Origin of the sequence: Achromobacter mucicolens (assembly GCF_902859725.1) — a bacterium.
GTDB lineage: Bacteria > Pseudomonadota > Gammaproteobacteria > Burkholderiales > Burkholderiaceae_B > Achromobacter > Achromobacter mucicolens.
The window spans coordinates 64,199-89,387 of record NZ_CADIJP010000002.1 but is presented as its reverse complement, the minus strand read 5'-3'; the positions used below and the strand labels follow the sequence as shown (position 1 = coordinate 89,387).

The window sequence follows — 25,189 nt, the reverse complement described above, 5'->3', positions numbered from 1 at the left end:
GGAAATCATCTGAAATATACCCGTTGCACGATGTTGGCCGGATGTTTCGGGCTTTTCGCGATTGGACGTGCCCCGGGCCCGCGACTGCCCTAGAATGGCGCTTCGCCTGCCGCCCCCCGTGGACTTTGCTAAAGATCGTTTACAGATGCGCGGCAGCGCGCTCTCTACACTGTCCCCATGGTCGCCACAGCTAACATCTGGCGCAGAGGGCTGTTGCACGCGGCATTGACGGCGGGCCTTGCCTGGCCGATGGCGCCTGCGTTTGGCGACGAGCCCGACGTGTCCCCGTTTACCTTGACGCCGCCCCCGGCGGGCGAGGTCACGCGCGTGGCGCGCGGCATTGGCGTGCTCTCGCCGGTTCAATCCCTGCCGGTGCGCCCCGCCCCGTCGCTCGACGACCGGGCCGTGCCGCTGGACCCCACGCCCTGCGACCTGCACGCGACCGAACCCGGCATGGACACCTCGGTGCGCGACGGCGGCCCGGATACGGCCGATGGGTTCATCCCCGGCACGGGCCTGGACCTGACCGGCAGCGCGCCGCCGGTTCCGCTGACGTGCGATCCGCTGGCGGCGCCCGCGTCCGCGGCGGACATCCCGCCGGATTATTCCTTTGCGCTTGAAGACGGCGACCTGCCGAGCGTGCCGGTCGTGGTGATCTCCGGCGTCTCCCGCCCCTCGCGCCCCTGGTTTTCGTCCGTGAGCGGACAGGATGGCCTGCGCTATGGCGGGAGCCGCAACTGGGTGTACCGCAATACCTCGGGCCCGTCGCTCACGGTGGGCAACGTCAACCCCAATGCGCCCGCCTGGGGCAGCGGCGCACCGGTGGGCGGGCTGCAGATCGCCAACTGGGGCGGCAGCGGCGCCACGTTGCCGGAAGGCAGCTTCGGTTATTCGTCGTCGTTGGGCAAGCTCAACCTCATGGACCCGGCCGCCCAGTCCGGGGCCGTGGACTACGGCGCGTCGGTCGGCAGCGGCAGCGTGCGCTACGGGCTCACGCCGGTGCTGACGGTGGAAGGCCAGATGCAGAGCGCGCCGTCGCTCACCACGCGCGGCGTGGGCACCACGTACAACGCCGGCGAATTCGGCACCTTCCGGGCAGGCGCCACGCAAAGTTCGTTCGACGCGGCCAGCGGCTACCGCTACCGCTTCGGCTACAGCGTCGATGTGGCCGACACCGTGACGCTGGGCTACACCAACGAACAGATCGGCGCGGGCTATGGCGACCTGTCGACCTATTCCGACGGCGTCGCGTCCGCCCCGCAGACCCGTAATACGGTCTCTGCGGGCGTGCCGCTGTCGGGCTGGGGCACGTTGAGCGGCACGTATTCGGGCCTGCGCGAAGGGTCGGTGCTGGCCGAGCAGCGCGTGGGCCTGTCCCACAGCATGTTCGTCGCCCCAAAGGTCAAGCTGGCCGTGGGCGCGGACCGCGACATCGTGACGGGCGACTATGGCTGGCGCGCCAACCTGAGCATGCCCGTGGACACCTTCATGCGCGGTACCTGGCTCAGCTGGTAGGCGCCGGCAACGCGGACCAAAAAATCCCCCTAGGGTGGGACCGGCCGGAATTGGGGCTTAAAATCCCTGCCATGATGCTTCCGGCCTACCCCCATGTCTGACGCGCGCGCCCTCGGCGTGTTGCAGCGCGTTTTCGGTTACGAATCCTTCCGCGGCGACCAGCAAGCCATTGTCGATCAAGTGATCGGCGGTGGCGACGCGCTCGTCCTCATGCCCACCGGCGGCGGCAAGTCGCTGTGTTACCAGATTCCCTCGCTGGTGCGCGAAGGCACGGGCATTGTCGTGTCGCCCCTGATCGCGCTGATGCAGGACCAGGTCGACGCCCTGACGGAACTGGGCGTGCGCGCGGCGTTCCTGAATTCGACGCAGGAATGGCGGGTGGCCCGCGACGTGGAGCAGGCGTTCCTGGATGGCGAGCTCGACCTGCTGTATGTCGCGCCCGAACGCCTCCTGACCGACCGCTGCCTGCAGTTGCTCGACCGCGGCCGCATCGCGCTGTTCGCCATCGACGAAGCGCATTGCGTGTCCCAATGGGGTCACGATTTCCGCCCCGAATACCTGGGCCTGTCCATGCTGCACGAGCGCTGGCCGGACGTGCCGCGCATCGCGCTCACGGCCACCGCCACCGCCGTCACCCGTACCGAGATCGCGCAGCGCCTGTCGCTGGACGAAGCGCGCCATTTCGTCTCGAGCTTCGACCGCCCCAACATCCGCTACCGCATCGTCGAGAAAAACGAGGTGCGCAAGCAGCTGCTGGACATGATCCGCACCGAGCACGAAGGCGAGTCCGGCGTGGTGTACTGCCTGTCGCGCGCCCGGGTGGAAGAGACCGCCGAATTCCTGTGCAACCAGGGCATCGATGCGATGCCGTACCACGCGGGCCTGAGCGCCCAGGTGCGGGCGGCCAACCAGTCGCGCTTCCTGCGCGAGGACGGCGTGGTGATGGTCGCCACCATTGCGTTCGGCATGGGCATCGACAAGCCGGACGTGCGCTTCGTGGCGCACATCGACCTGCCCAAGTCGGTCGAAGGCTACTACCAGGAAACCGGCCGCGCCGGCCGCGACGGTCTGCCCGCCACCGCATGGCTGGCCTACGGCTTGCAGGACGTCGTGCAGCAGCGCCGCATGATCGACGAATCGCCTGGCGACGAGTCCTATCGCCGGCGCCTGGGCCAGCAGCTCGACGCCATGCTGGGCCTGTGCGAAACCGTGGAATGCCGGCGCGTGCGCCTGCTGGCGTACTTTGGCCAGCAGATCACCGCGTGCGGCAACTGCGACGTCTGCCTGGACCCGCCGCAGGCGTGGGACGGCACCGTCGCGGCGCAGAAGGTGCTGTCGGCGGTGTACCGGCTCTGGAAGGAACGCGGCCAGCGCTACGGCGCTGGCCACATCATCGACATCCTGCGCGGCAAGGTCACCGACCGCACCCAGCAGCATGGCCACGAGACGCTCAGCGTATTCGGCGTGGGCGCCGACCTGTCCGACACCGCCTGGCGCGGCGTGTTGCGCCAGCTATTGGCGCAGGGCCTCTTGACGGTGGACAACGAAGGCTTCGGCACGCTGGCCCTGACCGAAGGCAGCCGCGCCGTGCTCAAGGGCGAACGCCAGCTCATGCTGCGGCGCGAGTCCGAAAAGAAACCGCGGTCCGGCAAGACGGGTAGCGGACGGCCCAAGGCGGCGGCGATCGACCTGCCGGCCGAATTGCAGCCCGTGTTCGAAGCCCTGCGCGCGTGGCGCGGCGAAGTCGCCAAGAGCCACGGCGTGCCCGCCTACGTGATCTTTCACGACGCCACGCTTCGCGAGATCGCGCTGGCGCAGCCCGAGTCCATGGACGACCTGAGCCACATCAACGGCGTGGGGGCCCGCAAGCTGGAAGCCTACGGCGAAGAAATCCTGCAGCGGGTGGCGCGGCCGGTGCTGTAGCGCCGGCCCGGGCGTCACGCCTTTGCGGCATGGCGCCCGGCCCGCAAGACCCTTACTTAGTAAGACGGCGGCGGCAGCAGCGGCACGCGGCGACGTTCCTTGCCGAACACGGACCGGTACGCCAGGATGTTGAACACCAGCACCACCGGTATCCCCACCACGGCGCCGGCCATCACGAGCCGCATCGAGCCCAGCGCGCCCGCACCGTCCCACAGCGTCATGTCGTCCAGGATCAGGTACGGGAACAGGCTGTAGGCCAGTCCGCTCAGCATCAGCAGGAACAGCGCGACCGTCAGCACGAACGGCAGCCAGCTGAAGCGGTCGGCGCGGCCGGGCAGCCGCGCCAGCAGCATTTCCGCGGCCACGAACCCGGCCAGCATCAGCACCCACACCGACGCCGCGAGGCTCAGGTGCGCGATGTTGCTCCATTTGTAGAAGATGCCGGCATTGGCCAGGCCCAGCGTGACCGCGATCGACACCATGCCCACGGCGGTCCAGCGGATCGCGTGGCGCGCCCAGTTGGCCGCGCGGCGCTGCAGGTCGCCATCGACGCGCATGACCAGCCACGCGGCGCCCAGCAGCACGTAGGCCGCCACCGCGCACAGGCCCACGAACATCGCGAACCAGCCATAGCCCGCATCGGACTGGTAGCCCGTGGCAATGCGGCCAAGCAGTACCCCCTGGCCAAAGGCGGTGATGAGCGAGCCCGCCCAGAAAGCGAAGATCCAGCGCGGCTTCATTTCGTTGCGGGCGCGGATGCGGAATTCGAACGCAACGCTGCGCAGCACCACCCCCAGCACCATGAGCGTCAGCGGTCCGTAGAGTTTGCCCAGGACGGCGCCCCAGGCAAATGGAAACGCCGCCGCGAACAATCCCATGCCCAGCAGCAGCCAGAATTCATTGGCGTCGCGCCACGGGCTGAGCAAGCTCATCATGCGGCCGCGCTCGTGCTCCGGCGCGATCTGCAGCAGGATGCCCACGCCGAGGTCGAAGCCGTCCAGGACCATGCCCGCGGCAATCACGACGAACAGCAGCGCCATGAAGGCGAGCGGCATCCAGAAAGAAGGATCGTCGGGGCTCAGGCCCTGGGAGGCCGCCAGCATGGCGATCATGGCGCACCTCCGCTCAGCTTGCGCACGGGCACGACGCCGTAGCGCGCGGCATGGAACAGCATGCCGGCGAACGCGGCGAGCAGCAGCGTGTAAAGCACCCCGTAGCCGGCCAGCCCATACAGCACGGTGCTGGACGGCATGGAGCCCAGGACTTCGGATTGCGTGACCGTGCCGTTCACGACGAAGGGTTGCAGTCCGATGATGGACACCCACCAGCCCGCCACGACGGCAATGCCGCCGGAAAACATCATGCCGCACAGGACCCGCTGCCACCACGGCGGCAAGACCGACGGGTCCATGCCGCGGCGAAACGTCCACAGGAAAGTCACGCAAGCCACGGCCAGCATCAGCAGGCCCAGGCCCACGGCCACGCGCACCGACCAGAAAGTCAGGGCCACCGGCGGCAGCATGCCCGAGTACTTGTCCAGACCCTGATAGGTGCCGTCCGCATTACGGTGCAGCCACATGCCGCCCGCGTTGTTGAAGGTAAGGTCGCCGACGTTGACGTGCGCCCGGGCGTCCGGCCAGCCGAACAGCACCAGCTGCGGCACGGGACCGCTCTGCCAGAAGCCCGCCGCAGCGGCGGCCTTGGCCGGCTGCAGCTTGGCCATCATCTGGCCCGCGCCGGTCGCGACCGGCACTTGCAGGAAGGCGGCCACGACGGCCACCACCAGCGCCGTCTTGAACGCGCTGCGCTCGCCCTCGCCCAGCGGCCGGCGCAACGCCTGCAGCGCGGTCACGCCCATCATCAGGAACGAGGCGGCGAGCGCCGCGCCGACCATCACCACGGCCATGCGCCAGCCGACCGAGGGATTGAGCACCACTTTCATCCAGTCGTAGACCTGATAGCGGCCATCGACCAGCAGCGCGCCATCGGGCGTCTGCATCCAGGATTGCAGGGCCAGCACCCAGAACACGGCAACGACCTGCCCCACCGCCACCATCAGGACGGCCAGCGTGTGCGCGCCATCGGACACGCGGCGCTGGCCGAACAGCATGACGCCCAGGAAACAGGATTTGAGAATGAAGACCGACAGGATGCCGTAGCCCAGCAGCGGACCGGCCACGTTGCCGATCTTGTCCATCAGCCCCGCCCACAGGCTGCCGATCTGGATCAGGACGGGCACGCTGGCGGCCAGCGTCAGCACGAAGGACAGGGCGAAGATGCGGACCCAGAAGCGGTAGGCCCCCGTCCAGCCGCCATGGCTGGACCACCGCGCGCGGATCTTGAAGAACAGCAGCACCCAGGCCAGGGCCAGGGAGACGGCGAGAAACAGCGCCAGGAAGCTAAGACTGGCCACGAACTGCGCCCGGGCCAGGGATAGGGTCGAGATATCCATAATGGCCCGTAGTGTAGAGCCAGTTACACGACTATGGGGGCGGATTGAAACCGGTTGCAGGCGTGACGAAAAGGGGCGCGGTGCGGAACGTGGCAAAATTGACGCTTTGTCGCTGCTTTTTCCTATTCTTTCAAGAATGACCTCCGCCACGACGCCGACCCCCGCCGCATCAAACTTCCTGCTCAACATCGTCCAAGACGACCTCGAAGCCAACCGCTTCCAGGGCAAGCGCTGGGCGGGCAAGCCTGGCCCGGCGGCCTTGCAGCAGCAGGGGGAAGCGGACCCGGCCCGCATCCGCACGCGCTTTCCGCCGGAGCCCAACGGCTACCTGCACATCGGCCACGCCAAGAGCATCTGCGTGAACTTCGGCCTGGCGCGCGACTTCGGCGGTGTCTGCCACCTGCGCTTTGATGACACCAACCCCGAGAAGGAAGACCAGGAATACGTCGACGCCATCATCGAGGCCGTCCACTGGCTGGGCTTCGACTGGAAGGCCGACGGCCGCGAGAACCTGTATTTCGCCAGCGATTACTTCGGCTATATGTATGAGTTCGCCGAAGCCCTGGTCGAAGCCGGCCATGCCTACGTCGACGAGCAAAGCGCCGACGAGATCCGCGCCAATCGCGGCACCCTGACCGAACCCGGCACGGATTCGCCCTGGCGCAACCGCCCGGCCGCCGAGTCCATCGCGCTGTTGCGCGAGATGCGCGACGGCAAGCATCCGGACGGCAGCCTGGTGCTGCGCGCGAAGATCAACATGGCTTCGCCCAACATCAACCTGCGCGACCCGGTCATGTACCGCGTGCGCCACGCCACGCACCACCGCACCGGCGACCAGTGGTGCATCTACCCGATGTACAGCTGGGCGCACCCGGTGGAAGACGCGCTGGAAGGCATCACGCACAGCGTGTGCACGCTGGAATTCGAAGACCAGCGTCCGTTCTACGACTGGATCCTGGCGCGCCTGGCCGAACTGGGCAAGCTGGCCCAGCCGCTGCCGCACCAATACGAATTCGCCCGCCTGAACCTGAGCTACGTGGTCACCAGCAAGCGCAAGCTGCTGCAACTGGTGAAGGAAGGCCACGTGGACGGCTGGGACGATCCGCGCATGCCCACCATCTTCGGCCTGCGCCGCCGCGGCTACACGCCCGCGTCGATCCGCCTGTTCTGCGACCGCACCGCGGTGTCCAAGTCCGACTCGCGCATCGACTACAGCCTGCTGGAGCAGGCCGTGCGCGACGACCTGGACCCCATCGCCCCGCGTTCGGTCGCCGTGCTGGACCCGATCAAGCTGGTCATCACCAACTACCCGGAAGGCCAGACCGAGACCTGCACCGCGCCGCGTAATCCGCACGACCCCGAGGCCGGTGTGCGCGAATTCCCGCTTTCGCGCGAACTGTGGATCGAACGCGACGACTTCCGCGAGGAAGCGCCCAAGAAGTATTTCCGCCTGTTCCCCGGCAATACTGTGCGCCTGAAATACGGCTACGTCGTGCGCTGCACCGGCTTTACCAAGAATGAAGCCGGCGAGGTCGTCGAAGTGCAGGCCGAATACCTGCCCGACACCAAGAGCGGCACGCCGGGCGCGGACAGCGTCAAGGTCAAGGGCAACATCACGTGGGTGAGCGCGGCGCACGCGGTGCCTGCCCAGATTCACCTGTACGACCGCCTCTTTGCCGATCCGCGTCCGGACGGCGGCGACAAGGACTTCCTGGCCTGCCTGAACCCCAACTCCAAGCAGACCGTCACGGCCTGGCTGGAGCCCGGCACCGTGGCCACGCCCGGCGCCACCTGGCAATTCGAGCGCCTGGGCTATTTCACGGCCGACCTGAAGGATTCGACGCCTGACGCGCCGGTGCTCAACCGCATCGTGACCCTGCGCGATTCCTGGGCCCAGGGTTGACGCGCCCACGCGCGCAATACCGGGAAAAGGCGCCTTGCGGCGCCTTTTTCTTTCGCCGTGCGCCCGGCGCAGGCCGTCCCGGGCGGGTTATCATCCCCGACATCCCGCAGCCGGTCGAGGACGCCGTTTTCCGGCGTCCAGACCGCCAGCCAAAATCAAGATGAACACTGAATCGCTAGCCCTGGACTTCAAGAGCGCCACCCTTTATGCCATCCGGGTGGTTTTGCATAGTGCCGATCCCGAACGCCTGAACGCTGCGCTCGCCAAACGCATGGCCGATGCCGGCAGCTTCTTTGAAAACGAGCCCGTCGTCATCGACGCCAGCCGCGTCGAAGAAAAGATCGATTGGACGGCATTGGTGGCGGCGCTGCGCGGCCACAACCTGCCCCCGATCGGCGTGGTGGCCGAAGGCGCCAACCTGCAGGCCGCGCGCGAGGCCGGCCTGACGCCCGTCGAACTGTCCACGCCGGCAGCGCGCCCCGCCCCCGTGGTGGACACCGCACCGCCCAACGATGTCGCCACGCCGGTGCCGTCCGTGCCCGCGGCCGCGGTCGAAATCGCGCCCGCGCCCACCGACACCTCGGCCCAGGCCGCGCCGGCGCCTGCGTCCGATGCGACCGCGCAAGACAAGCCCGCGGCCGATGAAGCCGCCGATGCGCAGGCTGCCGCCCCCGCCGCGGCGCCCGATGCGGATCCCCTGCCCGCCCGCGCGGCCAGCAGCACCACGTCCGCGCCCAGCCCGACGGCCGCAGCGCCGCACTCGTCTTCGGCGCTGGTGATCACGCGCCCGCTGCGTTCGGGGCAACGCGTCTATGCCCGCCACACGGACCTGGTGGTGATCGGCATGGTCAGCCAGGGCGCCGAGGTCATCGCCGACGGCAACGTGCACGTCTACGGTCCGCTGCGCGGCAAGGCCATGGCCGGCGCGCGCGGCGATACGTCGGCGCGCATCTTCACGACGCATCTGGATGCGGAACTGCTGGCAGTGGCGGGCGTGTATCGCGTGGTCGAGGACAAGCTCGACCGCACGCTGCAGAACCAGCCCGCGCTGGTCCGGCTGGATGGCGACACGCTGCGCATCGAAGCGCTGAAGGCCTGATGCCGCGCGCTGTGTGCGGCATCTTGCGAGACGGCGGCCCGGCAGCGGCCCGCTCAAATCTCAACACATCCTGTAAGAAGCCTTACACGGGCTTTTTGCTTTACGATAACGCGATTTATTCGAACATAAGGGTTTGATCGTCATGACACGCATTGTTGTGGTGACTTCCGGCAAAGGCGGCGTGGGCAAAACCACGACGAGCGCCAGTTTTTCCGCGGGCCTCGCGATGCGGGGCCACAAGACCGCTGTCATCGACTTCGACGTCGGCCTGCGCAACCTCGACCTCATCATGGGTTGCGAGCGTCGCGTGGTGTATGACTTCGTCAATGTGATCCAGGGCGAGGCGACCCTCAAGCAAGCGCTCATCAAGGACAAGCAGCTCGAAAACCTTTTCATCCTGCCGGCTTCGCAAACGCGCGACAAGGATGCGCTGACGCAGGAAGGCGTGGAAAAGGTCATCAACGACCTGAAGGAAATGGGTTTCGACTACATCGTCTGCGACTCCCCCGCGGGCATCGAGACCGGCGCGCTGATGGCGGCCTACTTCGCAGACGACGCGCTGGTGGTCACCAACCCCGAAGTCTCGTCGGTGCGCGACTCCGACCGCATCCTGGGCATCCTGGCCGCCAAGTCCAAGCGCGCCGTCGAGGGTGACGAGCCGGTCAAGGAATACCTGCTGCTCACGCGCTACAACCCCAAGCGCGTGTCCGACGGCGAAATGCTGTCGCTGACCGACATCGAAGACATCCTGCGCATCAAGCTCATCGGTGTGATTCCCGAATCGGAAGCCGTGCTGCAGGCCTCGAACCAGGGCTTGCCGGCCATCCACCTGAAAGACACCGACGTCTCGGAAGCCTACAAGGACGTCGTCAGCCGTTACCTTGGCGAAGACAAGGCCCTGCGCTTTACCGACTACGAAAAGCCGGGTTTCCTGAAACGCCTGTTCGGAGGCAAGTAAGCGATGTCCTTCCTGTCGTTTCTGCTCGGTCAAAAGAAGACCTCCGCGTCCGTCGCCAAAGAACGGTTGCAGATCATCCTTGCCCACGAGCGTGGCCGCGGGGATTCCCCCGATTACCTGCCGCAACTCCAGCAGGAACTGATCGCGGTCATTTCCAAGTACGTGAAGATCAATCCCGAAGACATCAAGGTGCACCTGGAACGCCAGGACACGCTCGAGGTGTTGGAAGTGAAGATCGAAATGCCGCAAAACGAGACCTGACGTCTCTGCTGTGCGCCGGTCTTGCCGGCGCACGTTGCGCATAAAAAAAAACGCCCGGCATTGCCGGGCGTTGCTTTTGGGACGACGAAGGCTTAGCGCTTGCCCACCTGGTCGCCGATCACACCGCCGATCGCCGCGCCGCCGACCGTGCCGAGCACGCCGCCGTTGGTGATGACGGCGCCCGCCACGCCGCCCAGTGCGGCGCCGCCCACGGTACTCTTCTGGCGATGGCTCATGCCATCCCACGATGAACAACCCGCCATGGTGGCAGCCAGCGCCACGGCGGCACAGATCTTGGAAAGCGATGCGATTTTCATGATGAAGCTCCTGTTCTTTTACCCGGGGCCGCACCGGTGAACCCAAACGCGAGCGCGCGGACCTTTTTGGGGTTAGGAGCCTTCAGGATCGCAAAATATCCGGGGACATGGTGTTAGGTTTGCCCAGGAATTGTGTCAAAGGGAGAGCAAATCGTTGCGCTCTCCTGGGGACGATGTTGCAGGAGCGGGCCGCTATTTGACCAGACGTAACACGTCGCGAAAGCGCGGGTGCTCGCAGGTCTCCATCCACTCGAAAATCGCCATTTCCGACGTGACGATTTCCGCGCCGTGCGCGCGGGCGCGGCGCAACGCGGCATGATGGTCCGACGGCTTGCGCGAGCCAGCCGCGTCCGCGACCAGCACGGCCTTGTAGCCCAACTCCACGAGGCCGATGACGGTTTGCAGCACGCAGATGTGCGCCTCGCAGCCGGCCACCAGCACCGTGCGGCGCGAGGCCGGCAGCCAGCCGTCGAAACCCGGTTCTCGGGCCGAGGAAAAGTGCATCTTCTGGAAGGTGGCCTGGATTAGTTCGCGCAACGGGTCGACCGTGACCCCGAGCATCTTGCTGTGATGCTCCGTGGCCACCACGGGCACGTCGAGCAGCCGAGCCGCCTGGGCCAGCTTGTGCGCGGCGTTGAGCACGGCCTCGCCGTCGTGGATGACAGGCATCAGGCGGCCCTGCATGTCGACGATCAGCAGGGTGGAATCGGTGGCGGACAGCAGCATGGTGAAAGACTCCCAGGACAAGCTGTCAGGATAACGCCTGGCCGAAAAAAATCCCGGCGCTTGGCCGGGATGCTTGGCGGGGTGTTCCTACTGGCTGGTGTCTGACACCCTCGCGGCAGCGTCTCGAATTGACGGCTGTGCCACCTGGGTGTCAGTCACCAGAGGAATCGTCTTTTTACTTCAGCGCCTTGTAGCGCAGGCGCTTGGGCTTGGCGCCCTCTTCGCCCAGGCGGCGCTTCTTGTCGGCTTCGTATTCCTGGTAGTTGCCGTCAAAGAACACGACTTGCGAATCGCCTTCGAACGCGAGGATGTGCGTGGCGATACGGTCCAGGAACCAGCGATCGTGGCTGATGACCATGACGCTGCCGGGGAACTCGAGCAACGCGTCTTCCAGGGCGCGCAGCGTTTCGACGTCGAGGTCGTTGGACGGTTCGTCAAGCAAGAGGACGTTGCCGCCGGCGATCAGCGTCTTGGCCATGTGCAGGCGGCCGCGTTCGCCGCCCGAGAGCTGGCCCACGACCTTGTTCTGGTCGCCGCCCTTGAAGTTGAAGCGGCCCAGATAGGCGCGCGACGACATTTCGAACTTGCCCACGGTCAAGAGGTCGGCGCCGTCAGCCACCGCGTCGAATACCGTCTTCTTGTCTTCCAGCGCGTCGCGCGACTGGTCGACGTACGCCAGCTTGACGGTCTGGCCGATCTTCACTTCGCCCGAATCCGGCTGCTCGCGGCCGGCGATCATGCGGAACAGCGTGGACTTACCGGCGCCGTTCGCGCCGATGATGCCCACGATGGCGCCCGGCGGCACCTTGAAGCTGAGGTTGTCGATCAGCAGGCGGTCGCCGTAGGCCTTGCTGACGTTGTTGAACTCGATGACCTCGTTGCCCAGGCGCTCGCCCACGGGAATGAAGATTTCCTGGGTTTCGTTGCGCTTCTGGTATTCGTAGGAAGACAGTTCCTCGAAACGCGCCAGACGCGCCTTGGCCTTGGCCTGGCGGCCCTTCGGGTTCTGGCGCACCCACTCCAGTTCCTTCTTGATGGTCTTCTGGCGCGCGGACTCGGAGGACTCTTCCTGCTTGAGGCGGTCTTCCTTCTGTTCTAGCCACGAGCTGTAGTTGCCCTTCCAGGGGATGCCGTAGCCGCGGTCCAGTTCCAGGATCCATTCGGCCGCGTTGTCCAGGAAGTAGCGATCGTGGGTCACGCCCACGACGGTGCCGGGGAACTTGTGCAGGAATTGCTCCAGCCACTCCACGCTCTCGGCGTCCAAGTGGTTGGTGGGCTCGTCCAGCAGCAGCATGTCGGGCTTGGACAGCAGCAGGCGGCACAGGGCCACGCGGCGCTTTTCACCGCCGGACAGCTTGCCGACGATGGCGTCCCAGGGCGGCAGGCGCAGCGCGTCGGCGGCGATTTCCATCTGGTGTTCGATGTCGTCAGCGCCGCTGGAAGCGGCGGCGGCGATGATGGCTTCGAGTTCGGCCTGTTCAGCGGCCAGCGCATCGAAGTCGGCGTCGGGTTCCGCGTACGCGGCGTAGACCTCGTCCAGGCGCTTCTTGGCGGTGACGACAGCGCCCAGGCCTTCCTCGACCGCCTGGCGGACGGTGTGCTCGGGATTGAGCTGCGGTTCCTGCGGCAGGTAACCGATGTTCAGGCCGGGCATGGGCACGGCTTCGCCTTCGATCTCGCGGTCGACGCCCGCCATGATCTTCAGCAGCGTCGACTTGCCCGAGCCGTTCAGGCCCAGCACGCCGATCTTGGCGCCAGGAAAAAACGAAAGCGAGATATCGCGCAGGATCTGCCGCTTGGGCGGCACGATCTTGCCGACGCGGTTCATGGTGTAGACGTATTGGGCCATGGGCTCGTAGGTGAGATATAGCTGAGAAACCGTTGATTGTAGGCCGGAACCCTGACCGGCGTGCGGCAGCCGTGATCCGGCCCCGTGCCGCCTCAGCTGGTTTTCGCCGCGCGCCCCGGCATGCCCGGCGTGCGCATCTGCGCCAGCATCACGCCGGCCAGCGCCAGCGCGCCGCCGGCGATGTGAAAGAGGTGCGGCTTTTCATCAAGGAACAGCGCCGCGATGGCCACCGTGAACACGGGCATGACGTTCAGGAAGATGCTGGCGCGGTTGGGCCCCAGATGGCGCACGCCCTGCATCCACAGATAGGGCGCGAACAGCGACGGGAATACCGCGGCATACAGCACAAGGGGCACGTTGGCGGCATTGAGCGGCGACGGCGCGGCCATCAGGAAGGCGGGAAGCTGGAACAGGATGCCGAACGCAACCTGCACGTACAGCGACTGCCACGGCCCCACCGGCAGCGCCCAGCGCCGCAGCAGCACGCCGTACAGCGCATAGGCCAGCGCGCCCAGCCCCATCAGCACGTCGCCATGGTTGGCGCCCACCGACAGCAGCCGGGCCGGATCGCCCTCGCCGATCAGCAGCGCCAGCCCGGCCAGCGAGACCAGGCTGCCCAGCACGGCCATCGTCGAGGGCCGCTCACGCATGATGACCGCCATGACGGCGATGGTCATGAGCGGAATCATCGCGGTGATGAAACCCATGTTGGTGGCGGTGGTCGAGGCGGCCGCCACGTACGCGAGGCCCTGGTACAGCGCCATGCCCAGTCCGCCCAGCACCGCGAACTTCGGCAGATGCGCCAGCACCTGGCGTCGCTGCGCCCAGACGCCAGGCAACGCAAAGGGGGTCAGCACGATGCCCGCCAGCGCCCAGCGGTAAAAGCCGATGGCGGCAGGCGCGATCACGCCGGCGGCCATCTTGGTCACGATCATGTTGACCGACCAGATCAAGGCGGCCAGCAGGGGAAACAGGAAAAAGCGGAGGGGAAGCTGCGGGGCGTCGGAGCGCATGTTTGAAACGGCAAGGCAGGAAGACGAAAGTTGGCCAGTGTAGGCCTCGTCCGACTTGATGTATATGTCACGGATATGCCGCCGCCCCAGCACGCCATCCGGATACCACACACGTTTCTTCGTAATCCAAGCGCCCGATGCAACGCAGCGCCGTTCGCGCGACAATAGCGCCTGACGTATCTGCCGTGCCGTCGCGGCTTCATCGCGCCCAGGAACCAACATGTCCGCCTCTGCCACTCCACCCGCTTCCTTGACCCATTTCAGTGCGCCCGAACTGGACATGCTGGCCAAGACCGCGGACGCCCTCAGCGCCTATCTGGGCAAGCCCGTGCTGGCGGAAGTGGTGCTTGGCGACGAAGGCACCGAATGGGTGACCTACGGCGTCCCAATGGACGAGAAAGCCGAGGCCGACGAGGAACAGACGCACGTGCAGATGGGCGGGCCGGGCGCGCGCCTGCTCGGCAACCGCGGCGGCCTGCCGCAGTCCGATGACGACACCTACGACTGCCTGTACCTGTGGGCGATCCAGATCTCGCTGAACGACGGCGAGCGGTTCATCAAGCTGGACCACGACGGCGAAGAGTCCGCCTGGTCCGACAACCTTGAGGAAGTGCTGCCTTTCGCGCTGACCGAGGAACCGCAGCCCGATCCGGACGAAGAAGACGAGGAAGAGGACGACGACGCGGACGACGAGGACGACGACACGCCCTACGACGACGTCCACAACCACCGCCATTGAATGCCGCGCGCCGCAGCCCGGGCTGGCGCCCGGTCCGCGGCGGCGGCAGGATCACACGGTGATCCTGCCTTCCTCGACGGCATGGCAGGCCACGATCGACACCCCCGCCAGCTTCGCGGCCGGCGCCTCGGCCTTGCATCGGTCATTGGCGTGCGGGCAGCGCGGATGGAAGGTGCAGCCGGACGGCGGATTCAGGGGATTGGGCACCTCGCCCGCCACCGCCGTGCGCGGCTTGCCTGCGCCGTTGATGTCCGGAATCGCCTCGAGCAGCATCCGCGTGTAGGGATGCCGCGGCCGCGCAAAAAGTTCGTCGCGCGGCGCCACTTCCACCATGCGCCCCAGGTACATAACCCCCACGCGGTCGGCCACGTGGTGCACGACCGCCAGGTTGTGGGAAATGAACAGGTACGTCAGCCCCAGCTTGCGTTGCAGGTCCTTCATCAGGTTCAGCACCTGCGCTTGCACCGACACGTCCAGCGCCGAGGTGGGCTCGTCGCAGACCAGGAACTCCGGATTGACCGCCAGCGCCCGCGCAATCGAGATGCGCTGGCGCTGGCCGCCCGAAAACTGGTGCGGATAGCGGCCCTGGTCCGCCGGGTCCAGCCCCACCTGCCGGAGCAGATCGCCCACGCGCGCGACGCGCTCGTCTTGCGTCATCTGCGTGTGGGTCAGCATCGGCTCGGCGATGATGCGGCCCACGCGCCAGCGCGGATTCAGGCTGGCATAGGGATCCTGGAAGATCATCTGCAGACGCTTGCGCAAGGCGCGGCCGCCCGACTCGGACATGCGCGACAGCGGCTGGCCATCGAACTGGATGTCGCCGCGGGTCAGCCCGTACAGCCCCACCAGCATGCGCGCGACCGTCGATTTTCCGCAGCCGGATTCGCCCACCAATGCGAGCGTCTCGCCGCGGGCGATGTCGAACGACACCCCGTCCACCGCGCGCAGCATCACTTTGGGCTTGCGCGCCAGCGTGCGCTCCAGCCAGGGCGGCGACACGTCGAACCAGCGCGCCGCATCCTTTACTTGAACCAAGGGCGTGCTCATGCGGCCACCTCCAACGTATTGCCTTTGTCATGCAGCCAACAGGCCGCGCGCGACGTGCCTGCGGGCATCAGCTCGGGGCGGTCGTGCGCGCAGCGCGGCAGGCGCTGGCCGCAGCGCGGGTTGAACGCACAGCCCGGCGGAATGGCGTTCAGCCGCGGCATGCTGCCGTCGATCTGCACCAGCCGCTCGGTGTGGCCTTCGAGCGTGGGAATGGACCCCATCAGCCCCGCCGTGTAGGGGTGGCGCGGCTTGTGGATCACGTCGGCCACCGGCCCGATCTCGGCCACGCGGCCGGCGTACATCACCGCCACGCGGTCGGCGGTCTCGGCGATCACGCCCATGTCGTGCGTGATCAGCATGACGGCCGTGCCGTGCTCGCGGCAAAGGCGCTTGAGCAGTTCGATGATCTGCGCCTGGATCGACACGTCCAGCGCGGTGGTGGGTTCGTCGGCCACAACCAGCTTGGGCTCGGCGGCCAGGGCCAGCGCGATCACCACGCGCTGGCGCATGCCGCCGGAAAACTGGTGCGGGTAGTGGTCGATGCGCTCGCGCGCGGCGGGAATGCCGGTGGACGCCAGCAGTTCCACCGCGCGGTTGCGCGCCTGCGACCACGTCATGTCCAGATGCGTGACGATGGTTTCGGCCAACTGCCTGCCCACCGTGTACAGCGGGTTCAGGGAGGTCAGCGGGTCCTGGAATACCGCGCCGATCTCGCGGCCGCGCACGCGGCGCATCTGTTCGTCGGGCAGGTTGTCGATGCGCCGGCCCGCCAGCAGGATCTCGCCGGCGGCGATGCGGCCCGGCGGTTCGAGCAGGCCGATGATGGAAGCGCCGGTCAGCGATTTGCCGGCGCCGGATTCACCCACCACGCCCAGGACTTCGCCGGCCTGGATGGAAAAGGACACATCGTCCAGGGCGCGTAGCGTGCCGCGGCGCGTGGGAAATTCCACGCGCAGGTTGCGGACTTCGAGTAATGCGCTCATGGTTACCCTCAATTCAGACGCGGGTTGAGTGCGTCGCGCAGCCAGTCACCCAGCAGGTTGACCGACAGCACCAGCAGCACCAGCGCCGCGCCCGGGAAAATGGTGATCCACCACTCTCCGGAAAACAGGAAATCGTTGCCGATCCGGATCAGCGTGCCCAGCGACGGCGCGGTCGGCGGCACCCCCACCCCCAGAAACGACAGCGTCGCCTCGGTGATGATGGCGGTGGCCAGGTGCACCGTGGCCAGCACCAGCACGGGACCCAGCACGTTGGGCAGCACGTGGCGGAACATGATGACGGGCGAGGCCACGCCGATCACGCGTGCGGCCTGCACGTATTCGCGGTTCTTTTCGACCAGCGTCGAACCACGCACCGTGCGGGCGTACTGCGGCCAGCCGGCCAGCGCGATGGCGCCGATCAGCACCGGGAAGGCGATGATCTCGTGCATCTCGCGCGGCACCGCCGCCCGCGCCACGCCGTCGATCAGGAGCGCGATCAGAATGGCAGGGAACGAGAGCTGCACGTCGGCGACACGCATGATGAAGGCGTCGATGCGGCCGCCGGCATAACCCGACACCAGCCCGAGCACGATGCCGATCAGCATGGACAGCAGCACCGAGGCCAGGCCGATCAGCAGCGACACGCGCGTGCCGTACAGGATGGCCGAGTACAGGTCGCGGCCCTGGCTGTCGGTGCCCAGCAGGTAAGTGGCCTGCCCGTTGGGTTCCCAGGCCGGCGGCAGCAGCGCGTCCAGCAGTTCGACCTTGGTCAGGTCGAACGGATTGTGCGGCGCGACCCAGCCGGCCCCGAAGGAACCGATCAGGAGGGCCGCGAGCAACAGGGTGGCCACGATCGCCACGGGCGCCCGGCGCCAGGCCCAGGCAATGTCGCTGTCCCACCAGCGTTTGAGTACGGCGCGCATCAGTGAGCCCCCCCGCCGCGGGTCAGCCCGGAACGCAGCCGCGGGTCCACGACGAAATACAGAAGATCGACGATCAGGTTGATGACCACGAACACCAGCGCGATCAGGCACAGGTACGCGGCCATCACCGGCACGTCGGCGAATTGGACGGCCTGGATGAAGAGCAGGCCCATGCCCGGCCACTGGAACACGGTCTCGGTCACGATGGCGAAGGCGATGATGCCGCCCAGCTGCAGGCCGGTGATGGTGATGACGGGCACCATCGTGTTCTTGAGCGCGTGGCCGAAGTGGATGGCGCGGCGCTTCAGGCCCCGGGCGCGCGCGAACTTGATGTAGTCCGAGCGCAGGACCTCCAGCATTTCGGAGCGCACCAGCCGCAGCACCAGCGTCATCTGGAAGAGCGACAGCGTGATGGACGGCAGGATGAGATGCTTCCAGCCCGTGGCGGTGAACAGGCCCGAGGTCCACCAGCCCAGGCTGACGGTATCGCCGCGCCCATAGCTGGGCAGCCAGCCCAGTTGCACCGAGAACACCAGGATCAGCAGGATGCCGATCAGGAAGGTCGGCAGCGACACGCCCAGCAGCGACCCGGCCAGCAGCATCTGCGAGACCAGGCTGTTGCGCTTGAGCGCGGTATACACGCCCAGCGGCACGCCCACGACCAGCGCCAGCAAGGCAGCCACCATGGACAGCTCAAGCGTGGCGGGCAGGCGGGATTTGAGCAGGGTGGAAACGGGTTCGCTCTGGCGCAGGGAGATGCCGAAATTGCCCTGCACCGCATTGGCCACGAAATGGCCGAATTGAACGATGGCGGGCTCGTTCAGGCCCAGGCGTTCACGCAGTTCGATGCGCTCGGCATCGGTGGCGTCCTGTCCCAGCATGATGGTGACAGGGTCGCCGACGTATTGAAAAAGCACGAAGGCCAGTAGCGCGACGGTGAGCATCACCGCTACGGCCTGCAACAGGCGACGCAGTATGAAAGCGAACATAGGCGGAGAAAAGCAAGACGGCGGAACCGGGTAGGTCCCGCCGTCTGGTTAGCCTGGATCAGTCAACCTTGACCCAATCGGCAACGAGGCGGTTGTCGGCACGGTGGATGACCGTGACGTTCTTGCGCATGGCCCAGGGGATGACCTGGTCATGCAGCGGGATGTGCCCGAAGTCCTTGGCGTGCCCTTCCAGCACGGTGATGATGTCGGCGTCGCGCTTCTTCGGATCGGTCTCGGTCTTGATCCGGTCGATGATGACGTCCAGTTCCTTGTTGCTGTAGTTGCCCAGGTTGTACATGCCGTCCGCGCCCTCGCCCTTGGTGCGGATCAGGTTCTGCAGCGTGTACATGGCGTCGAACGTGGGCACGCCCCAGCCGAACAGGTAGGCACTGGTGTCGAACGACTGCACCTTCGGGAAGTAGGTGGACCGCGGCATGGCGTTCATGGTGGCCTTGACGCCGACCTTGGCCCACATGCCGACGACGGCCTGACAGATGGCTTCATCGTTGATGTAGCGGTTGTTCGGGCAGTCCAGCGTGAAATTCAGCGTGCCGTCGTAGCCGGCCTCCTTCAGCAGGGCGCGGGCCTTTTCGGGATCGTAAGGCACGCGCTTGTGCAGCGATTCGGTCCAGCCATGCACCTGCGGCGCGATCATCGTGCCGGTGGGCGCCGACAGGCCGCGCATCACGGCGCGCTTGATGGCGTCGACGTCGATGGCGCGGTACAGCGCTTCGCGCACGCGGACGTCCTGGAACGGGTTCTTGCCCTTGATGTTGGAGTACTGCAGCTCCGGACGCTTCTGGTCCAGGCCCAGGTAGATGGTGCGGTATTCGTTGCCCTCGACGACCTTCTGCGACTGGCGCAGGCGGTCCAGGTCTTGCGCGGCCGGATCCAGCACGAAGTCGATCTCGCCGGACAACAGCGCGGCGGTGCGCGTGGCGTTCTGCTTGATCGGCGTGAAGACGACTTCGGTCACGTTGCCGACCTTGCCGGCCTTGTTCCACCAGTCCTTGTTTTCCTCGAAGACCGTGCGCACGTCGACTTCGCGGCTCTTGAGCTTGTAGGGACCGGTGCCGTTGGTGTTGCGCGCGCCGTAGGTTTCTTCCTTGTTGACGAAATCCTGCGGCTTGGCGATGTTGTTCTTTTCGGACCAGGCCTTGTTCATGATGAACACGTTGGTCAGCTGGCGCAGCAGCACGGGGTTGGGCGCAGAGGTTTCGATCTCGACCGTCAGGTCGTCGATCTTGCGCGCTTCCTTGATGCCGGTGGTGTAGGCCTTGTAGTTGGACGTGGGCGCCATGGCGCGGTGAATCGAGAACACCACGTCGTCGGCGGTGAACGCGGCGCCGTCATGGAACTTGACGTTGGGGCGCAGCTTGAAGCGATACAGCGTGGGCGACACCTGCTCCCATTCCGTGGCCAGACGCGGCGACACCTTGAAGGACTTGTCGTAGTCGACCAGCGGCTCGTAGATGTAGCTGTTGGCGGCGATCGTCATGCCCTCGTTTTGCGAGTGCGGATCGAACGTGAGGATGTCGCCCTGAGCGGCCCAACGGAAGGTCTTGGCTTGCCCGATCGAGGGCACTGCCACGGCGGCGGCGATCGCGATAGCAATCAAAGTGCGGCGCATAAGTGTCAACTCCTGACAGTAGTCTGAATACCGGCGCGAGTGTGCCTACCGGCGAGACCCGCGTCAATTCAGGGTTTGTGCGTACCGGAGGGGGTTTTCAGAGGGAGCGGGCAATCAGGGACGCATAAGCATGTAACGAAATAATCGGACCGAACGATGTTCGAGTGCGTGCTTGCAACGGAAGGAGTCATTCGTCCGTGTCGATGGGCAGTTCCAGCGGCACGTGCTCGGTCATCAGGACATCGAGCATTTCGATCAGCATCGCGGCCTTGGCTTCGCCGAAGGGCGCGAGCACGGCCTTTTGATGCTGCAAGGCCTGTTCGCACAGCCCGCCGATGAGGTTTGAACCCTTGGCCGTGATGCAGACGCGCGTCTGGCGTCGGTCGGCGCGAACGCCGGTGCGGGCCACCAGCCCGTCGGCTTCCATGCGCTGCACGACCTTGCTGAGCGTGGGCTGCTTGGTGATGGCCAGCACCGCCAGGCTGCCGATGGTTTCGCCGGCGCTGCCCTGAAGACTGGCCAGCACGCGCCATTCGGTCACGGACAATCCGGCGGCCTTGACCTGTTGATGGAATTCCGCCGAGATGCGCTGGCTGGCCTGCGCGAGCAAGTAGGCCAGGTAGCCGTCGACGAACCGCGGGCCCGCCGCTGCCGCGCGCGCCCCGCGTGGATTATCTGGCCGCATGTTGGTTTGCTCCCACGCACCGGTTTCCAAGACCCGCCCCTTCACCGAAAGGCGCATTGCACCACGACGGCGCAGCCGCGCGCCATGATGTACCGCAATGCTGTTGCGCAGCACAGGGTATACCCCAAATCGCAACCCGTTTTTGCACCATTACAGCGCTCCGAATCCGTCAAAAACCTAGAGAACAACCAGTATATACACCCTTGTTTTAGCGTGATATTTTTTGATTTCCATGAAATTTCATCTTTTTTATTGACAGCTAAAACGTTGACTCCTAAAGTATTTTTCAGGCGATGTTTTCGTGGCAGGACGATGCTGCACGGCAGCACGGATTAAGGACCCGACCGGGTCCGCGTAAGGGATCCAGATGGCGGAAAGATCTTTCAAGAAAGAAGTCCAGCAGCTGCGCATCGGCGCGGGCGAGGAATTTCGCGGCGAAGGGATTCTTGCCGTCACGAAGGCGCTGCTGCAATCGGGCGTGGGCTACGTGGCCGGCTATCAGGGGTCGCCGATCTCGCATCTGATGGACGTGCTGGCCGACGCCAACGACATCCTGCAGGAACTGGGTGTGCACTTCGAGGCCAGCGCCTCGGAAGCCACGGCCGCGGCCACGCTGTCGGCCTCCGTCATGTACCCTATCCGCGGCGCCGTCACCTGGAAATCCACGGTGGGCACCAACGTCGCGTCCGACGCGCTGGCCAACCTGGCCTCGGGCGGCGTCACGGGCGGCGCGCTGGTCATCGTGGGCGAAGACTACGGTGAAGGCTCGTCGATCATGCAGGAACGGTCGCACGCATTCGCCATGAAGTCGCAGATCTGGCTGCTGGACCCGCGTCCAAATCTGGAAAGCATGGTCAAGGCGGTGGAAGACGGCTTTGCGCTGTCCGAGGCCAGCAAGACGCCCGTGATGCTGCAACTGCGCATTCGCGGCTGCCATGTGCACGGGCGCTTCATCGCCAAGGAAAACAAGCGCCCGGCCTTCAGCCTGGCCGAGGCGCTGGAAAACCCGGCGCGCGACACAAGCCGTATCGTGCTGCCGCCGGCGTCGTTCCTGCACGAACAGGAAAAGATCAAGGAGCGCTGGCCCGCGGCCATCCGCTACATCAAGGAACACCGGCTCAACGAACACTTCGACGGCGAGCAGGACGATATCGGACTGATCCTGCAGGGCGGCCTGTACAACGGCGTGATTCGCGCGCTGCAGCTCCTGGGCCTGGCGGACAACTTCGGCAACAGCCGCATCCCGCTGTACGTCATGAATGTGACCTACCCCGTCATCGAGGATGAGGTCATCGACTTCTGCCGCGGCAAGCGCGCCGTGCTGCTGCTAGAGGAAGGCCAGCCCGACTACATCGAGCAGAACCTGCACGCGGTGCTGCGCCGCGCGGGGGTGGACACACGCTTGTCCGGCAAGGACGTCTTGCCGATGGCCGGGGAATACACGACGCAGGTCATGCGCGACGGCCTGCGCGAATTCCTCAAGCGCAACCGGCCGGAATCGCTGCAGACGCATCCGGCGGCGGCGGCGGATGACCAGGCGCAAGCCCCGGCTGAACCGCAGCTCACGATCACCGAAGTATCGCGGCCCAAACCCGCACGCCCCGCCGAGCAGCCCATCACCTTCCACAAGCACGTCGAAGGCCTGGCGGCCGTGGTGCCGCCGCGGCCTGCTGGCTTCTGTACGGGCTGTCCGGAGCGGCCGATCTTTTCGGCGCTGACGCTGGCGCAGGAAACGCTGGGCCAGCACCATATCTCGTGCGACATCGGCTGCCACCTGTTTTCCATCCTGCCGCCCTTCAACCTGGGCGCCACGACGATGGGCTACGGCCTGGGCGCCTCCAGCGCGGCCGCGTTCAACGTGCCGGCCGCCAAGCGGCCCATATCCATCATGGGCGACGGCGGCTTCTGGCATAACGGGCTGGCGTCCGGCATCGGCAACGCCGTGTTCAACAAATACGACGGCGTCATCGTCATCGTCGACAACTTCTACGCTTCGGCCACCGGCGGGCAGGACATCCTGTCCTCGCGCGCCGACAACCCAGACCGCTCGACCAACAACCCGATCGATCAGGCCGTGCGCGGCGTGGGCGTGAAGTGGGTGCGCACGCTGGACAGGACCTACGACGTCGCCAAGGTGCGCGCCACCATCGAAGAGGCGCTGACCACCGACATCAAGGGTCCCAAGGTCATCATCGCGCAGTCCGAATGCATGCTGAACAAGCAGCGGCGCGTGAAGCCGCTCTTCAACAAGGCGGTCAAGGAGGGCAAGCGGGTCGTGAAGGAACGCTTTGGCGTGGACCCGGATGTCTGCACGGGCGACCACGCCTGTATCCGGCTGTCCGGCTGCCCGTCGCTGACGGTCAAGGACAGCGGCGACCCGCTCAAGGAAGATCCGGTCGCGCACGTGGAAAGCAGCTGCGTGGGCTGCGGCAACTGTGGCGAGGTCGCGCATGCGGCCGTGCTGTGCCCGTCGTTCTACCGCGCCGACATCATCCACAACCCGACCGGCGCCGACCGCTTCGTGGCGCGCCTGCGCGGCGCGGTGATCGGCTTTCTGCAACGGCGCCGCGCGGCGCGCCTGGCGCACGACGCCCTTTGAGGAACCCAGCACCATGAACGCGGCGGTGATGCAACCAGGCAACCCCATCAAGATCGCCATCCTGGCCATGGGCGGCCAGGGCGGCGGCGTGCTGGCCGACTGGATCGTCGACATGGCCGAGCACGCGGGCTGGTGGGCGCAGACTACCTCGGTGCCGGGCGTGGCGCAGCGCACCGGCGCCACGATCTACTACCTGGAGCTGCTGCCCGAGGCCGACGTGCAGCGCGCGGGCCGCCAGCCGGCGCTGGCGCTGATGCCCACGCCGGGCGACGTGGACCTGGTGGTTGCCGCCGAACTGATGGAAGGCGGCCGCGCCATCCAGCGCGGTCTCGTGACGCCCGAACGCACGGTCCTGATCGCGTCTTCGCACCGCAGCTTTGCGGTCAGCGAAAAGTCCGCGCCCGGCAACGGGATCGCGGACCCGAACAAGGTGCTGGAAGCGGGACGCGCCGCATCGCGCCGCTTCCTGTGCTTCGATCTGCAGGATCTGGCCGACCGCGCCGGCAGCGTCATCAGCGCCAGCCTTTTTGGCGCGGTGGCCGGCAGCGGCGCCCTGCCCTTTACCCGTGACGACTTCGAGGCCACCGTGCGGCGCGCGGGTCTGGGCGTGGACGCCAGCCTGCGCGCCTTCGCGCTGGGCTTCGAGTCGGCCGACAAGGCGCCGGATGCGCCCGCCGCCATCGACCTCGCGCGTCCCGTTCCGCCCGTGCCCGAGCGCGCCGCCAGTCCGCGCGCGCAGGCCTTGCTGGACGCCATCCGCCGCGACTTTCCGGCCTGTGCGCAGCCCATGCTGACCGCGGGCGTGCGCCGCCAGATCGAGTTCCAGGACCTGGCCTACGCCGAAGACTACCTGCGCCGGATGAAGGCGATCCGCGACCTGGACGCACAGCACGGCGGCGACGCCCGCCAATGGGCGTTGACTTGTGCCGCCGCGCGCTACGTGGCCACGGCCATGGCGTACGACGACGTGATCCGCGTGGCGGACCTGAAGACCCGCGGCGCGCGCTTTGACCGCGTGCGTTCGGAAGTCGGCGCGCGTCCCGGCCAGCTCGTGGACACGACCGAATTCATGCACCCCCGGCTGGAAGAGATCTGCGGCACGCTGCCGGCGCGGCTGGGCCGCTGGCTGGAGGGCTCCAAGGCCTTCGGCGGTTTCGTGGAGCGCCGGCTCGGCAAGGGCCGCCGCCTGCGCAGCGGCACGCTGGGCGGATTCCTGATGCTGTACACGCTGGCCGGCATGCGGCGCTTCCGGCGCGGCACGCTGCGCCACCAGATCGAAGCCGAATCACTGGAAACGTGGCTGGCGCTGGTGGCCCGGCTGGCGCCTCGCGACTACGCGCTGGCGGTCGAGACCATCAACTGCCGCCGCCTGGTCAAGGGCTACAGCGATACCCATGTGCGTGGCGGCGGCAAATACCGGCAGCTCATCGCGGCGGCGGACCAGCTGGCCGGCCGTCCCGATGCCGCCGACGCGCTGCGCGCGCTGCGCGACACGGCGCTTGCCAACGTGAAGTGCGAGCCCATGGAACGCCAGATTGCGGAAAAACTGGCCGCCTGAGGCCGCCAACAGAAAGAGAC

At 66.4% G+C, this 25,189-nt stretch carries 21 protein-coding genes; 9 read left to right on the top strand and 12 right to left on the bottom strand.

The window, feature by feature from the left end; all coding sequences use genetic code 11:
• Positions 1-177 precede the first annotated feature (177 nt).
• Both HV786_RS02155 and recQ read left to right on the top strand, forming a co-directional pair.
• Entirely contained in the window at positions 178-1,515 is a 1,338-nt protein-coding gene (locus HV786_RS02155; protein ID WP_254599433.1) for a fimbria/pilus outer membrane usher protein, read from the top strand.
• A gap of 93 nt (positions 1,516-1,608) precedes the next feature.
• Positions 1,609-3,438: a DNA helicase RecQ gene (gene recQ / locus HV786_RS02150; protein WP_056321158.1), complete on the top strand. Its 1,830-nt coding sequence runs from the start codon at positions 1,609-1,611 to the stop codon at positions 3,436-3,438.
• Between the two features lie 56 nt (positions 3,439-3,494).
• On the opposite strand, the gene HV786_RS02145 is transcribed toward recQ, so the two are convergent.
• Together HV786_RS02145 and HV786_RS02140 are read right to left on the bottom strand one after the other, a co-directional pair.
• Positions 3,495-4,550 carry a cytochrome d ubiquinol oxidase subunit II gene (locus HV786_RS02145; RefSeq protein ID WP_128830051.1) on the bottom strand — a complete coding sequence of 352 codons (1,056 nt, stop codon included), beginning with the start codon at positions 4,548-4,550 and terminating at the stop codon, positions 3,495-3,497.
• A complete protein-coding gene (locus tag HV786_RS02140) occupies positions 4,547-5,890 on the bottom strand; it encodes a cytochrome ubiquinol oxidase subunit I (protein ID WP_128830050.1) in 1,344 nt (447 codons plus the stop codon). The genes HV786_RS02145 and HV786_RS02140 overlap by 4 nt, the downstream gene beginning before the upstream one ends.
• A 136-nt stretch (positions 5,891-6,026) precedes the next feature.
• Here HV786_RS02140 and HV786_RS02135 point away from each other — a divergent pair, with 136 nt between their 5' ends.
• The 4 genes from HV786_RS02135 to minE all read left to right on the top strand — a co-directional run bounded on the left by HV786_RS02135 (position 6,027) and on the right by minE (position 10,111).
• Positions 6,027-7,793, top strand: coding sequence for a glutamine--tRNA ligase/YqeY domain fusion protein (locus tag HV786_RS02135; protein ID WP_128830049.1), 1,767 nt, complete (start codon positions 6,027-6,029; stop codon positions 7,791-7,793).
• A gap of 160 nt (positions 7,794-7,953) precedes the next feature.
• Positions 7,954-8,892 carry a septum site-determining protein MinC gene (gene minC / locus HV786_RS02130; RefSeq protein ID WP_175209900.1) on the top strand — a complete coding sequence of 313 codons (939 nt, stop codon included), beginning with the start codon at positions 7,954-7,956 and terminating at the stop codon, positions 8,890-8,892.
• Positions 8,893-9,034: 142 nt separating this feature from the next.
• Positions 9,035-9,850 carry a septum site-determining protein MinD gene (minD, locus tag HV786_RS02125; RefSeq protein ID WP_008158705.1) on the top strand — a complete coding sequence of 272 codons (816 nt, stop codon included), beginning with the start codon at positions 9,035-9,037 and terminating at the stop codon, positions 9,848-9,850.
• A 3-nt stretch (positions 9,851-9,853) separates the two neighbouring features.
• Positions 9,854-10,111 carry a cell division topological specificity factor MinE gene (gene minE / locus HV786_RS02120; RefSeq protein WP_006217654.1) on the top strand — a complete coding sequence of 86 codons (258 nt, stop codon included), beginning with the start codon at positions 9,854-9,856 and terminating at the stop codon, positions 10,109-10,111.
• A gap of 92 nt (positions 10,112-10,203) precedes the next feature.
• Here the strand turns inward: minE and HV786_RS02115 are convergent, their stop codons facing one another.
• The 4 genes from HV786_RS02115 to HV786_RS02100 all read right to left on the bottom strand — a co-directional run bounded on the left by HV786_RS02115 (position 10,204) and on the right by HV786_RS02100 (position 14,016).
• Positions 10,204-10,428, bottom strand: coding sequence for a glycine zipper 2TM domain-containing protein (locus HV786_RS02115; RefSeq protein ID WP_056321146.1), 225 nt, complete (start codon positions 10,426-10,428; stop codon positions 10,204-10,206).
• A gap of 192 nt (positions 10,429-10,620) precedes the next feature.
• Entirely contained in the window at positions 10,621-11,154 is a 534-nt protein-coding gene (locus HV786_RS02110; RefSeq protein ID WP_128830048.1) for an isochorismatase family protein, read from the bottom strand.
• A 175-nt stretch (positions 11,155-11,329) separates the two neighbouring features.
• Positions 11,330-13,003, bottom strand: coding sequence for an energy-dependent translational throttle protein EttA (gene ettA, locus HV786_RS02105; RefSeq protein WP_056321139.1), 1,674 nt, complete (start codon positions 13,001-13,003; stop codon positions 11,330-11,332).
• A 92-nt stretch (positions 13,004-13,095) separates the two neighbouring features.
• On the bottom strand, positions 13,096-14,016 hold the full coding sequence (locus HV786_RS02100) for a DMT family transporter (RefSeq protein ID WP_128830047.1): 921 nt from the start codon (positions 14,014-14,016) through the stop codon (positions 13,096-13,098).
• 220 nt (positions 14,017-14,236) lie between these two features.
• Here HV786_RS02100 and HV786_RS02095 point away from each other — a divergent pair, with 220 nt between their 5' ends.
• Positions 14,237-14,755, top strand: a complete 519-nt coding sequence (locus tag HV786_RS02095) for a hypothetical protein (RefSeq protein ID WP_056321133.1) — start codon at positions 14,237-14,239, stop codon at positions 14,753-14,755.
• 51 nt (positions 14,756-14,806) lie between these two features.
• On the opposite strand, the gene HV786_RS02090 is transcribed toward HV786_RS02095, so the two are convergent.
• The 6 genes from HV786_RS02090 to HV786_RS02065 form a co-directional block, all read right to left on the bottom strand.
• A complete protein-coding gene (locus HV786_RS02090; protein WP_062840340.1) occupies positions 14,807-15,802 on the bottom strand; it encodes an ABC transporter ATP-binding protein in 996 nt (331 codons plus the stop codon).
• Complete coding sequence (locus HV786_RS02085; RefSeq protein ID WP_063953252.1) at positions 15,799-16,785, bottom strand: ABC transporter ATP-binding protein; 987 nt, start codon at positions 16,783-16,785, stop codon at positions 15,799-15,801. Before HV786_RS02085 ends, HV786_RS02090 begins: the two co-directional genes overlap by 4 nt.
• Positions 16,786-16,793: 8 nt before the next feature.
• The gene (locus tag HV786_RS02080; protein ID WP_056321125.1) at positions 16,794-17,708 is read right to left on the bottom strand and encodes an ABC transporter permease; all 915 of its coding nucleotides are present in this window, start codon (positions 17,706-17,708) and stop codon (positions 16,794-16,796) included.
• Positions 17,708-18,697: an ABC transporter permease gene (locus HV786_RS02075; RefSeq protein ID WP_008158681.1), complete on the bottom strand. Its 990-nt coding sequence runs from the start codon at positions 18,695-18,697 to the stop codon at positions 17,708-17,710. Before HV786_RS02075 ends, HV786_RS02080 begins: the two co-directional genes overlap by 1 nt.
• A 58-nt stretch (positions 18,698-18,755) precedes the next feature.
• Positions 18,756-20,327, bottom strand: a complete 1,572-nt coding sequence (locus HV786_RS02070; protein WP_128830046.1) for an ABC transporter substrate-binding protein — start codon at positions 20,325-20,327, stop codon at positions 18,756-18,758.
• Positions 20,328-20,514: 187 nt separating this feature from the next.
• Positions 20,515-21,012, bottom strand: coding sequence for a MarR family winged helix-turn-helix transcriptional regulator (locus HV786_RS02065; protein ID WP_128830045.1), 498 nt, complete (start codon positions 21,010-21,012; stop codon positions 20,515-20,517).
• Positions 21,013-21,379: 367 nt separating this feature from the next.
• Here HV786_RS02065 and HV786_RS02060 point away from each other — a divergent pair, with 367 nt between their 5' ends.
• Together HV786_RS02060 and HV786_RS02055 are read left to right on the top strand one after the other, a co-directional pair.
• Positions 21,380-23,611 carry an indolepyruvate ferredoxin oxidoreductase subunit alpha gene (locus HV786_RS02060; RefSeq protein ID WP_128830044.1) on the top strand — a complete coding sequence of 744 codons (2,232 nt, stop codon included), beginning with the start codon at positions 21,380-21,382 and terminating at the stop codon, positions 23,609-23,611.
• 13 nt (positions 23,612-23,624) lie between these two features.
• On the top strand, positions 23,625-25,169 hold the full coding sequence (locus HV786_RS02055; protein ID WP_175209898.1) for an indolepyruvate oxidoreductase subunit beta family protein: 1,545 nt from the start codon (positions 23,625-23,627) through the stop codon (positions 25,167-25,169).
• Positions 25,170-25,189: the final 20 nt, after the last annotated feature.

Excerpts from the sequence above, each read along its gene's own strand:
- HV786_RS02155 (WP_254599433.1), top strand. The coding sequence starts at position 178 with ATGGTCGCCACAGCTAACATCTGGCGCAGAGGGCTGTTGCACGCGGCA.
- recQ (WP_056321158.1), top strand. The coding sequence starts at position 1,609 with ATGTCTGACGCGCGCGCCCTCGGCGTGTTGCAGCGCGTTTTCGGTTAC.
- HV786_RS02145 (WP_128830051.1), bottom strand. The coding sequence starts at position 4,550 with ATGATCGCCATGCTGGCGGCCTCCCAGGGCCTGAGCCCCGACGATCCT.
- HV786_RS02140 (WP_128830050.1), bottom strand. The coding sequence starts at position 5,890 with ATGGATATCTCGACCCTATCCCTGGCCCGGGCGCAGTTCGTGGCCAGT.
- HV786_RS02135 (WP_128830049.1), top strand. The coding sequence starts at position 6,027 with ATGACCTCCGCCACGACGCCGACCCCCGCCGCATCAAACTTCCTGCTC.
- minC (WP_175209900.1), top strand. The coding sequence starts at position 7,954 with ATGAACACTGAATCGCTAGCCCTGGACTTCAAGAGCGCCACCCTTTAT.
- minD (WP_008158705.1), top strand. The coding sequence starts at position 9,035 with ATGACACGCATTGTTGTGGTGACTTCCGGCAAAGGCGGCGTGGGCAAA.
- minE (WP_006217654.1), top strand. The coding sequence starts at position 9,854 with ATGTCCTTCCTGTCGTTTCTGCTCGGTCAAAAGAAGACCTCCGCGTCC.
- HV786_RS02115 (WP_056321146.1), bottom strand. The coding sequence starts at position 10,428 with ATGAAAATCGCATCGCTTTCCAAGATCTGTGCCGCCGTGGCGCTGGCT.
- HV786_RS02110 (WP_128830048.1), bottom strand. The coding sequence starts at position 11,154 with ATGCTGCTGTCCGCCACCGATTCCACCCTGCTGATCGTCGACATGCAG.
- ettA (WP_056321139.1), bottom strand. The coding sequence starts at position 13,003 with ATGGCCCAATACGTCTACACCATGAACCGCGTCGGCAAGATCGTGCCG.
- HV786_RS02100 (WP_128830047.1), bottom strand. The coding sequence starts at position 14,016 with ATGCGCTCCGACGCCCCGCAGCTTCCCCTCCGCTTTTTCCTGTTTCCC.
- HV786_RS02095 (WP_056321133.1), top strand. The coding sequence starts at position 14,237 with ATGTCCGCCTCTGCCACTCCACCCGCTTCCTTGACCCATTTCAGTGCG.
- HV786_RS02090 (WP_062840340.1), bottom strand. The coding sequence starts at position 15,802 with ATGAGCACGCCCTTGGTTCAAGTAAAGGATGCGGCGCGCTGGTTCGAC.
- HV786_RS02085 (WP_063953252.1), bottom strand. The coding sequence starts at position 16,785 with ATGAGCGCATTACTCGAAGTCCGCAACCTGCGCGTGGAATTTCCCACG.
- HV786_RS02080 (WP_056321125.1), bottom strand. The coding sequence starts at position 17,708 with ATGCGCGCCGTACTCAAACGCTGGTGGGACAGCGACATTGCCTGGGCC.
- HV786_RS02075 (WP_008158681.1), bottom strand. The coding sequence starts at position 18,697 with ATGTTCGCTTTCATACTGCGTCGCCTGTTGCAGGCCGTAGCGGTGATG.
- HV786_RS02070 (WP_128830046.1), bottom strand. The coding sequence starts at position 20,327 with ATGCGCCGCACTTTGATTGCTATCGCGATCGCCGCCGCCGTGGCAGTG.
- HV786_RS02065 (WP_128830045.1), bottom strand. The coding sequence starts at position 21,012 with ATGCGGCCAGATAATCCACGCGGGGCGCGCGCGGCAGCGGCGGGCCCG.
- HV786_RS02060 (WP_128830044.1), top strand. The coding sequence starts at position 21,380 with ATGGCGGAAAGATCTTTCAAGAAAGAAGTCCAGCAGCTGCGCATCGGC.
- HV786_RS02055 (WP_175209898.1), top strand. The coding sequence starts at position 23,625 with ATGAACGCGGCGGTGATGCAACCAGGCAACCCCATCAAGATCGCCATC.